This window comes from Pseudoalteromonas sp. OF5H-5 (assembly GCF_021530695.1).
GTDB lineage: Bacteria > Pseudomonadota > Gammaproteobacteria > Enterobacterales > Alteromonadaceae > Pseudoalteromonas.
Map to the genome: position 1 here is coordinate 23,436 of NZ_JAKGBF010000006.1, position 13,013 is coordinate 36,448.

The 13,013-nt window shown below is 40.8% G+C and carries 20 protein-coding genes; 3 read left to right on the forward strand and 17 right to left on the reverse strand.

Annotated elements, in window-relative coordinates:
* Positions 1 to 159: 159 nt before the first annotated feature.
* The 10 genes from L1271_RS10440 to L1271_RS10485 all read right to left on the reverse strand — a co-directional run bounded on the left by L1271_RS10440 (position 160) and on the right by L1271_RS10485 (position 5,723).
* On the reverse strand, positions 160 to 414 hold the full coding sequence (locus L1271_RS10440; protein WP_235367792.1) for a hypothetical protein: 255 nt from the start codon (positions 412 to 414) through the stop codon (positions 160 to 162).
* Positions 384 to 668: an Rz1-like lysis system protein LysC gene (lysC, locus tag L1271_RS10445; protein ID WP_328283743.1), complete on the reverse strand. Its 285-nt coding sequence runs from the start codon at positions 666 to 668 to the stop codon at positions 384 to 386. Before lysC ends, L1271_RS10440 begins: the two co-directional genes overlap by 31 nt.
* Positions 562 to 969: a hypothetical protein gene (locus L1271_RS10450; protein WP_235367793.1), complete on the reverse strand. Its 408-nt coding sequence runs from the start codon at positions 967 to 969 to the stop codon at positions 562 to 564. The genes lysC and L1271_RS10450 overlap by 107 nt, the downstream gene beginning before the upstream one ends.
* Positions 962 to 1,519 (reverse strand): transglycosylase SLT domain-containing protein, encoded by a 558-nt coding sequence (locus L1271_RS10455; RefSeq protein ID WP_235367794.1) that lies wholly within the window; start codon positions 1,517 to 1,519, stop codon positions 962 to 964. Before L1271_RS10455 ends, L1271_RS10450 begins: the two co-directional genes overlap by 8 nt.
* Entirely contained in the window at positions 1,443 to 1,661 is a 219-nt protein-coding gene (locus L1271_RS10460; protein ID WP_235367795.1) for a hypothetical protein, read from the reverse strand. The genes L1271_RS10455 and L1271_RS10460 overlap by 77 nt, the downstream gene beginning before the upstream one ends.
* 320 nt (positions 1,662 to 1,981) lie before the next feature.
* Positions 1,982 to 2,308, reverse strand: a complete 327-nt coding sequence (locus L1271_RS10465; RefSeq protein ID WP_235367796.1) for a hypothetical protein — start codon at positions 2,306 to 2,308, stop codon at positions 1,982 to 1,984.
* Positions 2,289 to 2,525: a helix-turn-helix domain-containing protein gene (locus tag L1271_RS10470; protein ID WP_235367797.1), complete on the reverse strand. Its 237-nt coding sequence runs from the start codon at positions 2,523 to 2,525 to the stop codon at positions 2,289 to 2,291. The genes L1271_RS10465 and L1271_RS10470 overlap by 20 nt, the downstream gene beginning before the upstream one ends.
* Before the next feature lie 67 nt (positions 2,526 to 2,592).
* Positions 2,593 to 3,798 (reverse strand): tyrosine-type recombinase/integrase, encoded by a 1,206-nt coding sequence (locus L1271_RS10475; protein ID WP_235367798.1) that lies wholly within the window; start codon positions 3,796 to 3,798, stop codon positions 2,593 to 2,595.
* 95 nt (positions 3,799 to 3,893) lie between these two features.
* Positions 3,894 to 5,429, reverse strand: coding sequence for a hypothetical protein (locus tag L1271_RS10480; protein WP_235367799.1), 1,536 nt, complete (start codon positions 5,427 to 5,429; stop codon positions 3,894 to 3,896).
* Positions 5,430 to 5,441: 12 nt separating this feature from the next.
* Positions 5,442 to 5,723 carry a hypothetical protein gene (locus L1271_RS10485; protein ID WP_235367800.1) on the reverse strand — a complete coding sequence of 94 codons (282 nt, stop codon included), beginning with the start codon at positions 5,721 to 5,723 and terminating at the stop codon, positions 5,442 to 5,444.
* Positions 5,724 to 5,890: 167 nt separating this feature from the next.
* Here L1271_RS10485 and L1271_RS10490 point away from each other — a divergent pair, with 167 nt between their 5' ends.
* Both L1271_RS10490 and L1271_RS10495 read left to right on the forward strand, forming a co-directional pair.
* Positions 5,891 to 6,304 (forward strand): LexA family protein, encoded by a 414-nt coding sequence (locus L1271_RS10490; RefSeq protein ID WP_235367801.1) that lies wholly within the window; start codon positions 5,891 to 5,893, stop codon positions 6,302 to 6,304.
* Positions 6,292 to 7,548 carry a Y-family DNA polymerase gene (locus L1271_RS10495; protein ID WP_235367802.1) on the forward strand — a complete coding sequence of 419 codons (1,257 nt, stop codon included), beginning with the start codon at positions 6,292 to 6,294 and terminating at the stop codon, positions 7,546 to 7,548. Before L1271_RS10490 ends, L1271_RS10495 begins: the two co-directional genes overlap by 13 nt.
* A 28-nt stretch (positions 7,549 to 7,576) precedes the next feature.
* On the opposite strand, the gene L1271_RS10500 is transcribed toward L1271_RS10495, so the two are convergent.
* The 6 genes from L1271_RS10500 to L1271_RS10525 form a co-directional block, all read right to left on the reverse strand.
* Positions 7,577 to 8,710: a hypothetical protein gene (locus L1271_RS10500; protein ID WP_235367803.1), complete on the reverse strand. Its 1,134-nt coding sequence runs from the start codon at positions 8,708 to 8,710 to the stop codon at positions 7,577 to 7,579.
* A 95-nt stretch (positions 8,711 to 8,805) separates the two neighbouring features.
* Entirely contained in the window at positions 8,806 to 9,987 is a 1,182-nt protein-coding gene (locus L1271_RS10505; RefSeq protein WP_235367804.1) for a helix-turn-helix domain-containing protein, read from the reverse strand.
* A 3-nt stretch (positions 9,988 to 9,990) separates the two neighbouring features.
* Entirely contained in the window at positions 9,991 to 10,674 is a 684-nt protein-coding gene (locus tag L1271_RS10510) for a hypothetical protein (protein WP_235367805.1), read from the reverse strand.
* Positions 10,675 to 10,770: 96 nt separating this feature from the next.
* Complete coding sequence (locus L1271_RS10515) at positions 10,771 to 10,968, reverse strand: helix-turn-helix transcriptional regulator (protein WP_138581935.1); 198 nt, start codon at positions 10,966 to 10,968, stop codon at positions 10,771 to 10,773.
* The gene (locus tag L1271_RS10520) at positions 10,968 to 11,213 is read right to left on the reverse strand and encodes a hypothetical protein (RefSeq protein ID WP_235367806.1); all 246 of its coding nucleotides are present in this window, start codon (positions 11,211 to 11,213) and stop codon (positions 10,968 to 10,970) included. The genes L1271_RS10515 and L1271_RS10520 overlap by 1 nt, the downstream gene beginning before the upstream one ends.
* A 7-nt stretch (positions 11,214 to 11,220) precedes the next feature.
* Complete coding sequence (locus tag L1271_RS10525) at positions 11,221 to 12,129, reverse strand: helix-turn-helix domain-containing protein (protein WP_235367807.1); 909 nt, start codon at positions 12,127 to 12,129, stop codon at positions 11,221 to 11,223.
* A 281-nt stretch (positions 12,130 to 12,410) separates the two neighbouring features.
* On the opposite strand from L1271_RS10525, the gene L1271_RS10530 reads away from it, so the two are divergent.
* On the forward strand, positions 12,411 to 12,716 hold the full coding sequence (locus L1271_RS10530; RefSeq protein WP_235367808.1) for a hypothetical protein: 306 nt from the start codon (positions 12,411 to 12,413) through the stop codon (positions 12,714 to 12,716).
* Here the strand turns inward: L1271_RS10530 and L1271_RS10535 are convergent.
* Entirely contained in the window at positions 12,713 to 12,997 is a 285-nt protein-coding gene (locus L1271_RS10535; RefSeq protein WP_138581931.1) for a hypothetical protein, read from the reverse strand. The genes L1271_RS10530 and L1271_RS10535 overlap by 4 nt on opposite strands.
* Positions 12,998 to 13,013 lie beyond the last annotated feature (16 nt).

Sequence of the window (13,013 nt, forward strand, 5' to 3'; positions counted from 1 at the left end):
CCCGTGGTTCAGAATCAATGTTCTAGGGTCCCCAGCTAGCTTGAGCTCAGCAACATATCACGTTTCTTATCTATGGAATCCAAGTGCTTTTCCATTCGCTTTTGATCTTCATTGCGCTGTGTTTGTCCATATCAGAAAGCGCCCATAGACCTGATCCCCCTATAGGCCCGTTGCCTGTTGTTGTTTCTTCAGCCTCACTTTATCGATGCGAGCAATTACAAAGTTGGTTATCACGATGGCAGTACAAACCAGCGTAATAACATCGGACAACTGCCAATAAAAGTGCCCTTGGATAATCTGGTCAAAGCTCGCACTCAACAATGATTGTGCGAACTCGCTATTAGACACGCCGCTAGTAATGGCAATAACAGCAGAAGTGTTGGTTACTGTGTTTGCGGTTGTGCTTTCTGCCATTGTCTTATGCTCTTCTTATCGATGTTACAGTCCTTCAGTGCTGATTCCATTCTGACCATATATTCAGCTAACGCTTCGTTTGATGACCCTTCTGCCGGCACCGGCGGCAACGGGCAGTCCTGTGCCAAGTGCTTAGGTACGACCTGCTTACGGTACTCCGTCTTCACGATCACCTGTTGCTCTGGTGTTGCGGAGCAGCCGAATAACAGCATCAGGGACACGAGCATCAGACCACTTTTTATACTCTTCATCATGTTTTCTCAGTCCTCTTAGTGTTTCCGACAACTCCGCCAACTTTTGCAGGTTCTTTTTCAACTCCGCATCTCGTGACGCCAGAACGGCAACATTTTCCTCAAACTCTGCCCACAGCGCTTTTTTATCACGCTCAGAATCAGCTAATGATGCAGCTAGCTCATCACGGTTAACTAGCAACTGTTCGGCCCGTTCGTTGGCCAACTTAACTTCTGCTCGAAGTACTTTAATAGAAAAAGCCTGCCAGCCTATAAGACTGGCAGTAAGCAGTAAGCCAAAGGCCCAAATAATCAACCTATTCATAAAGTAGCCGCTCAAAGATGCGCCGAATGCGTGGCGCATAACCTAACGTTTCATCAGCATGTTTTCCGGTCACTGCTGGTAAACATGCCATGATCGGCTCATAGCGAGATGGATTTCCACAAAGCTGCTGGGCTTTTAGGATATTCCCGCAGCCTGCGTTATAGCAGGCCATCGCTAAGTTGTGCCTGTCTTCCTCAGATCTGGGCCACTTCCATATACGTCTCAACCGAGCCATGTAATAAGCACCTGCTGGTATGGCTATCTCCGCGTCATACGGTGAACCAATCACGCCTATTTGACGGGATACCTCTTCCCACGTGCCAGGCATAAACTGAGCTATACCCTCAGCACCAACTGGGCTGATAGCATTGGAGTTCAATGATGACTCTTGAATGAGCTGTGCTTTGTAGAGTTGCCATGGAACCGATGGCAGGTAGTGGCGTGCAGCCTTTTTGATTTGCCAGTCGTATTTGCTATGCCATGCAAATACTGAAGGCGAGGAAAACAGCGAAACAACGAGCAGCCAAATAAAAAGCTTTTGCTTTGTCATCTGCTTTCTCCCACCAATCTACGAATACAAACCCCATGCGCTTATCTAAGAAGCGCAACGTAAACCACGCCAACAAAACAACCGTGGTGGCTCGCAGAAGTGAAAGAGCAAACGCTAGTAAGGCGATAAACTCTTGGCTCATAACTCCCTCCATTAATAACATATTCATTCGTGTGCTACTTATGCCTTAGTCGGGCGCAAACCGACGCCTAATCCCTCCCCTATGGGCCCATGCGGGATACAGGGCTATCACATGCTGGCACTTACTGAAAATACGTGCGTCCAGTATGACACGCAAAAACTTTCACATCATAGTCAAACCATCTCAGCGATTCCTTCACTTTAGATATAAAAAACCCGCAATTAAGCGGGTTGAATTCATAGAACTTGCTCATTGCTACTGCGGAAAGCATATCTCAATCATACGCCTTTTTTCTAAAGCTCAAAGGCCAGAAATGACACTTAAAATTCAACGAGTGAACGTTCAGCATGAGCTTGTCTAAATTCAAATTGAGTTTTCGTGATCCCCAATTTTCTTGCCCCCCTCTCAGAGGAGAGTAAATGACAATATTTTGCGTTCAATACTGCTATATACTCTTGTCTTAAAGTAGCAACCTTTCCATCCATTAGTTCAAAAATCGACCTTATAGCAACACTTTCTTCCTCTAAACTATTTTTAGTCATGTATTGATGTATCACATTCTTTTTACTAAACCCGTGCTCGTAATACTCCGACCGATGATGTGCACCCCAAATACTTAAATAGGCTTTAACTGTTCTGATGTTCATTAAATGCCACCTCCAAACGCTCTCTTACTGCAAAAAAGTCCTGACAAAATACACTGTCAAAAATATCAATCACATCGCTAAACGCAGGCTCAGTTCGGCCACTTTCCCAACGCTTCAAAGTGCTCTCTGCAACACCATATTCCTCAAACACTTCCTGCTGCGTTAGTCCCATTCTTGTTCTGGCTATACGGATATACTGACCACCTTTTAAACGCATATTGCCCCTTTAAATTTTCCTTTGTGTAAAACACTTTTTATTAACGCAAGCCCTTTAACTCTCAGGCTTACAACCACTTATCAAAATTATTCCGTGTCGGATTAGTGTCGGAGTTTATTAGCCGATCAATCTTGTTGTGCCATTGCTCCAAAGCCTCACGTTTTCGGCTCTCAAGATGTGAGTGCATATACGCCTGATCTACCCCTCGTAGTGCGTGGTTTAATAAACGCTGTACGACTAAATAATCCACTCCAGCTTCTATCCAGCAATCAGTTGCCAACTTTCTTAAGTCATGAGCTGACCACTTTCCACCACTAACCGATTTAACCCAGCTGTCGGTGGTTGATTCCCCAACTGATTCACCTCGGGCATTTGCAAACAAATAGCGGCAATTACCTCCCTGTTCTTTGCGAAACAACGCCACTTCTCGCATCACAAACTCAGAACATGGAATTACTAACTCATCATTCGTTTTAGTCACTTGGGTTGGCAATATAAGGCGCGGCTTATCAGATGTATCAAACCAGCCATACTCAATTAGGCTCGTTTCAGTTTTACGCGTACCAAAGCACAGCAAACACAAAGCAAACAGCCTTGGTAATCTATCTGCTTGTTTTATTTGCTCAATGACATCACGCAATTGATAGGGCCTAATTGCACTTGGCTTAGGCTTTATTTTTGATTTATGAAAGTTTTTGAATGGAACACCGGCTAAAGCCGTAGGCTGAATCACCGCGCTATCCGCACCTTGTTGCAAAATACGTTTTAGCTGTGCATACACTTGGCGAATAGTACTAGGCTTGTAACCCTCCTCCATCATTGATTGAACCAAGTGCTCATCCACAAGGCCCTTATCTAGTCCACAGACGTTAAAACCACCAAGGCGGGGCAATATATGTTTTGTAACCAAAGATAAGGATGTAGTTCTGTATTTCTTTGAGGTCGAAGCGTTGCGCTGCTCACGCTCGATATACCATTGACTTAGCTCCGCAATATTAAAAAACGCGGTTAATTTAGCGGTTTCATTTTGTGCGACAGCTAAAAGTAAACCTTCAAGTTGTTTTTTAGCGCCAGCTACAGATACCAAAGGCCAGTCGCCTATTTTTGGTCGGGTAGTTTTGCCCTCCCGGTTTAGTTCTAACAGCCAACTTCCTGTTCTGTCAGCTTTGTAGCGAAGTAGCAAAGGAGTTTTTCGGTCCTTCACTTCCGCAATTGTTAAGTCCTTGCAGTGATCACGTATAGCACTTTCTGAAAGTAGAGCTGTTATTCGCATATTGTTGTTCGTCATTAAAAAGCTGACCAACACTTTAACGACTAATTACAGTTCATATACGACACTTTGTGGCTGGTATATATTTGAAAATATTGTTAATACAATGACTTTCTTCTAAAATACTTTTCCATTTCCGCTCTAAGCTGGCTCTCTTCTATTTTCTGGCCTTCTATAAAAAGTTCATGACCAATATTTTTAGTTGCGATATTCCATGCATTACGTTTAACCATTCTGCCGTACGTACAGGGTTTATAATCAATAAAAGTAACATTTCCCAGTTCAACACTTAGCATCCCAGCTGTTGAAATAATTTTTTCGCATTGCTCTTGACTACTATTTTTTATAACCAACATACCTACAAATGTATTTCCGTGTGGAGCGACCAAGTTAATATAATTTAAATCTGCTTCTATAATTGCAAAACTACCAAACAAATGTACAGTCGACAGTTTATATTCATCATCTGGACTAACTGATAGATATGGAAAGTTCCTTGGACCATAACTGTAATACAAGTTACCGTCTACACGTATCGTGGATTCATGAACTATTAGAGTAACAAACTCGGTCATCGTAAATTTCGAGTTATCAACACCGCTGAAATAGATTACTTTTGGCATGTATACATCATCTTTATTACTTTGGAAATCAATACTCACATCATCAGAATCGAAAACCCAGATTTTTTTAGCTAATCTACCATTTATCACCACTTTTTCTGATTTTCTTATAACCAACCACCCCATTCTTTTATCGCATTCACCTTCAAGTTGATCACTTAAATATGAAGAAGTTGCCCGTAAAGAAACATCAAAACCAATAGTATTACCTAAGGTAAAGCCGGACACGTATTCTAGAGTAACTTGTGAATTATATAAACAGTTACTGTAAACATAGCTTCTTTCTCTTTGTTCAGTTCCAAAAAAAGTCACGTGACTATTCCTTAGAACCAGTGATGAAGCTTTAATATCCTTTGAAGAAAAATTAACGTCACTATCTTCAATAACTAGTTGTGAAACTTTAATACCATTTGAAGTAAAATCAACATCACTATCTTCAATCACCAATGGTGATAACTCAATACCATTAGAAGAAAAATTAACATTACTATCTTCAATAATTAGATTTTTAAATTTCGCCTCACCTCCGCTTAAATAAATTTCACTTTTATCTATTTTAATGTTATATATATAACTTTCTCCATGTCTACCGAAGTAATTATCTCGTATTTTAAAACTACTCCTTTCGAAATCATTTAAAACCAAGTTCGATATGGACATATTCTGATCTAGCATCCATTGGATTGCATCGTCACGTAGAGAGCCTGATTTTGTAGTATCAAATGCCAATGCCATACGAATGCTCTCTTCATTCATCAAGTTCGCTTGTGAAGCTAGATGGACTGAATAAACGCTCAGTAAAGTAATAAATAAAACAATACAATGTACAAAAGAAACAACAAACTTAACGCCACCACTTATTGGCTTTTCAATAAACGTCATTGAACAGAAAGTATTTTTGATTAGATCGAAAATATTTGGATCATGGTACCCTTGTGACCTCATAATTTTCTGATACACAAACTTTTTCTTTTTTGCCTTAAGATCTCTTACCTTTCGGATGTATGGCACCGCATTACTCCCTTATTTATTTTTAGCTGCAGCATAGCTATTCGAGCGAACAGCCTTTTTTTCCTTTACAACTTTACTGCCTTTTAGCTCTACATACTTCATGTATTCAGGCTCTTCACCGATTGGATATGATTCACACTTAACATTCTTCATTCGCTTGATACGTTGAGTGACTTGCCTTTCAAATGAATCAAATTCATCAGAGTTTTCTGAGTAAGGGTTATCACTATAAGTAGGTGACTTTGACCGACACTTTTCAATGTCCCTGATAATTTTAGATTCTTCCTCTTCCATCTCATTTCCTTTATTAAAGAGCCATCAGGCAACATAACCTCATTTAAACACACCATGAAAACAAAAAGAATACAAAGTGTTAATTCAACACACACCACCTCCCCGAACATTGCACATCCAATAAATCGCAATTATACTGTATTTATGTACAGTATAATTTATAGCGTATGAAAGTTATTCCTATTAAAGCGCAAGCGGGTATTGTTGGATTTGAGTCCCCAGCTTCTGAATACAAAGAGCTGGGGCTTTCACTTGACCAGCTCATTATCAACAACCCAAACGCCACATTCATCGGCCTAGCATCGGGTGAATCAATGCAAGGTGTTGGAATATTCGACGGTGACATTCTAATTGTCGATCGCTCGATTTCACCAAAACAATACGATGTGATTGTTGCAAATTATAACAATGAGTTTGTGTGTAAGATTATAGATATAACTAACAGAAGGCTGTTATCAGCTTCGCGTATTTATGCGCCGGTAGCAATATCGGAAGCAGATACATTCCAACTTGAAGGTGTTGTGATCAGCACCGTTAGACTCCTTAAGAAAAACGTAGAACTTGCCAAATGTATGCGCTAGTTGATGCCACCTCATTCTATGCCTCAGCCGAAAAGGTATTTGATCCAACAATTCGTAAAAAGCCTGTCGTCGTGCTTTCAAATAACGATGGTTGCATTGTTGCTGCATCACCAGAAGCAAGAGCCCTTGGCATTCCAAAATTTGAGCCCTACTTCAAATTAAGGCAAATATTAGAACAAAATGGTGTGATCATTCGCTCTTCTAATTACGAGCTATATGCCGATCTATCAGACAAGATGATGGCCGTGATTGGACAGTTCTGCGACCAGCACTACGTATACTCAATAGATGAAGCATTCCTTAAATTCGATGGTTACAGCTCAATCGTAAATAACTGGTACGATTATGGTCAACTCATACGCCGCACAGTTTGGCAAAGCACAAAGTTACCCGTTGGTGTAGGTTTTGGCCCAACTCCCACATTAGCAAAAGCCGCAAACCATGCCGCAAAAAAATTTGCAGGCGCTACAGGAGTAGCCGTCATTCACAACGAGCAATCACGTAAAACAATACTTTCACGTATGGCTACAGGTGACGTTTGGGGTATAGGTAAACGTCTATCTAAAAAGCTCTCAATGATGGGGATTGAAACAGCGTTAGACTTAGCAAAGCAAAGCCCAAAGCACATGCGCAAACAGTTTAGCGTAGTGCTAGAGCGCACAATTGAAGAGCTAAACGGCAACACATGCCTATCGTGGGATGAAGTAAAACAACGCAAAAAAGAAATTTACAGCACCCGCAGCTTTGGTGAACGTGTTACGACTCCCGCTGCACTCAAAGCTTCATTAATCACACACTGCTCAGTAGTAACCAAAAAGCTGCGACAACAACAATCGCTGGCAAAGCGCATTATCGTTTTCGCACACTCTTCCCCCCATGAAGACGGCTACTTTAAAAAGTCATTTATTCAAGCGCTGCCTATTGCATCCGCCGATAGCATGGTATTTGCCAACGCCGTTGAACAAGTGTTCAGAGAGCTATTTAAACCGGGTGTTAGATATTACAAATCAGGCATTGGTGCAATAGAGCTAGAAGACGACAATTTCCAGCATGCAGACATGTTCAACGCCTCGCAAGACAACCCTGAACTAATGAAAACAATAGACGACATTAACAAACGCTATGGCATTACAGCAGCAAGGCTGGGTAGTGAAGTACAAAATAACGATTGGATAATGAAGCGTGAGTTTTTATCGCCACGGTACACTACCCGATGGCCTGATATTCCCAGAATTAAGTGTTGAATTCAGTTATACCAACGCTAATTAATAATTACTCAGAGAACCTTTCGCTGTGTTTGAAAATACCTTTGTAATCATAAATTTGGTAAAGAAAGCCTTTAAGAGTGCCTTCTTTAATCCAATACTGTCGTCCATAATACCTATCAAGTAAAAATTGAAGACTAGAACACAAGCTAGGCTCGCCCTTCCCTATTCTTTTAAACTCATTAAAAATAGCCTTATTCTTTAGATAAACACGCTCAGCATCAGAAAGGTATTCACTAATATCGTAATCCCTATACGCTGGGAGCAAACTTCCAAAAAAACTTTCATGAATATCTAATTCAAATCTGTACCAGCAAGCATCTGTAATTAAATTTAAGTCATATTTAACAGAAAGAAGCTCACACTTCAACTCCTCGCCTTGCGTCTTAAGATCTGAAATTAAATTATGTATATCAAACAAAATTACCACTAGTTCATTAAACTTAATAGTTCTTAGTGCGCAACTTAGGACAACTGCATCAAGACACAGTCTTTTTTTTAGGTCCGAACCTATGCGGGAATGCTTATATTGTAAAATACAATCATTTTCAGAGCAATAACCTGAAAATTGACCAATAGGAGAAAAATAGTCTACCTGCTCTAAAGATCCTAATTTAAAAAGCTTTAATATCTCCATTAAACTTCTATTGCGAAGGACATCCCAAGCCTGTGAAAAAATCTCTTTAAACTCAAGTTTACTGAGCAACAAAGAAGCGCTAGATTGATTAGCTTCCATATCGAGATATTGATTAAAAAAATCATCATGACTTTCAAAGTATGCATAAGCTCTAGCATTCATCCACTTATGTTCAAAAACAAAACCATTCAGTTTTTCAAACATTAACTCGAGTTCTTCGAGCTTTTTACTATTCACTTGCATATCCATCTGCTTCTGCAAGATTTCTCTAGTATTAACCAACTCTTCCCGGGTATTTTTCCACGTTAAAAACAATAAAAAAACAGATAAAAACATCAGGATCGGAGTAACAATATTGTTGAAATAGACAGCGACATTAACCCACTGGCTAAAATCCTGACTAAGATCTATGTCATAGCGACTAAAAAACACAATAGTGAATATTGATAAAATAAATACAGCAATAAGAAAAACTTTTTTAACTATTTCATTGTTATTATCCAAAATAACTCCTTATATCCTTATTAACCTGCCCGAATTCCTTAGATAACACTGCAACCAAAACACAGCAACCGTTCCCCGTGCTCACGGGGAACACTCTAAAAAATTTTTACCACATCCGCTTTTTTGCTTTTAACATTCCCAGAACGATAACGGCTTTTGAGCTCAACTACATTTTCCATATGGTGTGTATCATCAAAATACCCCATAGGTAAACTCAGCAGCTTTTCAGAAACATGAGGAGACAATACCAACTCATGCGCAAGCTCGAGTTTACTCATCAAGTTCTCAGTTATCAGATTAACAGTTCTGGGAAGTACACGAGGTATCTCAAACTCAATTTTTTCATCAAAAGGTTCTTTGGTACGCCACTTTCTAGCCGACAACCTTTTATAAAGGTTTAACTTTTGGTCGTCATCAATAACTTCAAGGTGATGCAAACGCATAATCATCGCAGCAATTGAAACCTTCCACTTCATTTTTAACGCAAGTAAAGACTCAACCGTGACATATTTAACCTCATTCAAAAACACCCTTTCAGGCATTAAAAAAGCGCCAGCAAATAAGTGCGCCTGCCGTTCAATTTCTGCATGATGCTTACTGTGTTCAGAATCAGTCACAAATTTGTGCAATACCAAATGCCCTAATTCATGCGCAGCATTAAACCTACTTCTACACCCGTTACTTTTATCGTCAGCTAAAAACACAAATGGCCGCTTAGTATTTGGACACCAAAATGAAGTACCATCAACCTTTTGATAGCCAATTTCATCCCGAGTAACAAATGCACCACAGTTTTCAATAGCCAACACCATATTAGGCACAGGCCCAGATTTCACACCAGCAGCCTCACGAGTAGCCAAAGCAAATACTTCAATTTCCTCGTCAGATAGCTGCAAAAAGTGAGTGTTATTTTCGGGTAACCTAATTTCAGGCCAACTCACATACTTTGATAAAGTTTCGGTCAACTCAGACAACCAGTTAAGCCTAACCTTTGTTGTCATCCTGCCTCTGCGAGATGACGAAGCCATACTTCTATAGAAATACGTACTATCTGCACCATCACTCAACTCCTTTATAAACCACTCAATTGGTTGGTTGAGACATTTACTTAAAGCCTCAACCTTCTCAATTTCTGGTTTTAACTTACCACTTTCCCAGTTGGTAACAGATGCAGGTGATACGCTAACCATAGTTGCAAGATCGCTTTTAGAAATACCTAAAACTTCTCTAGCTTGAGTTAACCGCGCGCCTTGAAAACCACCTATACCCGTTCTCATTATCTACCTTTTAAATATATCTTTTTCACGGTCAATCATAACGTCTTTCAGCGCTGGCATTGCCATATCCTCCATCGCTTCCAACTCTTCATTACCATACATACCGAGAATTAATTGCAAACTTACGAATAAATGATAGCCCGTCCAGTCTGAATAAGGAACTACCACATATATCCCCTCAGGCTCCGTAGCATCACTTGCGACTTTACTTTTATGCAGAGTATACAAAGCAATATGAATCGTATTATCAACCGCTCTTTTTTGAGTGTTATCAAAATGCTCAAAAGTTAACTGAAGCGGTTCAATCACTTCGTTTTTCTTAGCCATCTTCTTTCTATGCTTGGCTGGGCGTTTCTTTTCATCAGTATGTGCTTCACAGTGACTCATCGAAATCGCACCATTACTATAAATAGTATAATACTCTCCTCTCGGCTCCGTGCTTTGAAGAGCATCTGGACCAAACATATCAACGAAGACCTGATCCACTGCATATCGATGCATCTGTGGCTTAGCCCGATTGGCAACGTCAGGGCGGTGTTCTAATACGTATGACACATCACGCGCATACTCTACATGAATCGCATTTTCTAGCTGTTCTAAAACTTCTTTGTCTAGATTATCAACAATAAACTTAACAATTCGTTGTTGTGATTCATCAAGACGTTCAAACTTACTTCTATCAACCATTAAATTGAGTCTCCGCAGACGATTTAGTTAATGTGAAATGTTGGGTTATTTTTTTAGTTATAACGAATATAGCACATTTCACAACTAGTTTTGCAACTATCCAACCAAATCCCTAAACTCAACTTTAAACACTCCCTCAATTAGCCCAACCACGTCCACAAACTTAGGTTGGATCTCATTGTTCTCCCACCGTTGATACGTTCGCTCAGACACACCATAAGCAATAGCAGCATCCACTTGCTTTAAACCAGACTGTTTACGCGCGCATTTAAGAATGTTACCGGCTTCAATCATTAGCGTTGGCTCTTAATCCAGTCAGACACACTAAGCACCCCAACACTCTTAGCCCACTCAGCCATAACACGATTACCAGCTGCAGCTGCTCGGTTTTTATCACGCAAACTTGGCTCACCGCCAACCTCAGCAAGTACACGTGCTTTTTCAGCATTAGCTTGAGCCGCAGCAGCGTTGTATTTCGCACCTAAAATTGTCTTAAGTGCATTTTTAAAAGTGATTTGGTCTAAACGATAATTACCCATAACGGCCTCACAGCAAAACATTTTGCTTTTCAAGCAACGAAACCAACTCAATCCGTAAACGCCCTGCTCGCCACTCACCAATTAAGTCGTTTTGATGCCGCTCTGGTAACGCCTTAAATGGCATTCCTGCCTGCAAAGCCAAACTCACATCCTTGCGACTCGAGTGATTAGTAATTTGGCCCGACAGCTCAAAGTCAGATGAACGATGCTGATTAGCCCGCAAACGCCCTAAGCCCCGAGCCTTAATCTCATCACTCAACCAATCAAACTCAAACCCACGCCAATTTCGTACTACGCACTCGCCCAAACAGTCATCAACGCTCACCCCTTTGTTAAACGCAATCGTCAATTGAGGCGCCAGCCTGTTGATCACAGTTTGAGTTACATCCGCCTTCATCCGCTTTCGCATTGCCAGCCAATCGTTCAATGTTTGGTTCGAGGGCATTTCAGGCCAAACAGAAAAATCCAAATTTTTTGATTTATTTTTTATTGGTTCTTTGACTGGATCTAAAGAGTGACTGCTTCTGGGTGACACAATGTCACTAGGGGGGGGTGTCACGGTGTCACTAGGGGGGTGACTTTCTGACACTACCCCTAGTGACAATTTGTCACTAGGGGTAGCTGGCTGGATCATACTACTTAATAGCATTTCTCTTTCCAAAAAGTACACATTAGACCTATTTCCCTTTATCCCACCTTTTCGCACTTCTTTTCTAATGAGCCCATCTTCTACTAACTTATCAATGTGGCGCATAGCAGAACGTTTAGACATCTCACATTGATCAGCAATATGCTGATAAGACGGCCAACACTCTCCTTTATCACAGGCATTATCAGCAAGCTTAATCAACACTAACTTTCTTGCATGGCTTCCAACGTGAGTTTTCATTGCCAGAACCATAAGCTCCATGCTCATCACGCCACTCCTGTTGCTAAATCAACCAAACATGTCATACTAACCTCCGTCATACTTAAACCCGCAAATCCGGCTCGCCAAAGTTCAGATTGCGGGTTTTTGTTTGTCGGCCTACCCCTTTGGGGTGGGCTTTTCTTCTTTACTTACAGGCGGTGTCGCCTGCGGCTTGTTTTTACCCGGCATGTGTTCGGGGTAACGCTCATATAAATTTTCAAACATCGCTTTCTCCTCAATCGAAAATATTGACTACTATTAAAACTCCACAACACGGAGGAATACTCATGCCACAATTTGACGAACTATTTAAAGAACATGCAAAACCACTTTCAAAACTTCTCGTTGATAAATTTCCTAACGGAATACACCCAAGTTACGAAAACGTGCACCAAACTGAACCAAGCCAACAAATCGAAGACCACGAAAGAAACACTCTTAAAGAAGTAGTAAACTTTTACTTTGAAGAGGGCTTTGTTCGTCAAAGCAAAGTAGACAGCGCCTGCATTGTGCTCACCGAAGCTGGCCTACAGAGACTAGGGTATAGTTTAAAATTTAAACGAGACGTTCAGGCTATAAACCTAAATCTCTAAACACCCACAATGCCCAAACGCTTCAAATGCGCTGCACGTTTACTTTCAAGCAGCGCAATTTGCGTACCCATCAACTTTAATTGCGCCTCGTCCTCAAATGGAATTTGGCCCTTAACTCTCACCGTTTCCCAAGCAACCCACCGGATGCTTTTATCCGGCATATCCACTTTCACCAACTCCGTTTCATGGTTTAAAGAGCTAAAATCCACACAGACCAATGGCGCCGTCACCGTTTCGCCCTCATCTGTAACAGCGGTAACCGTAAAATTATTAGGGTGCATACCCCTTCCTCCTATA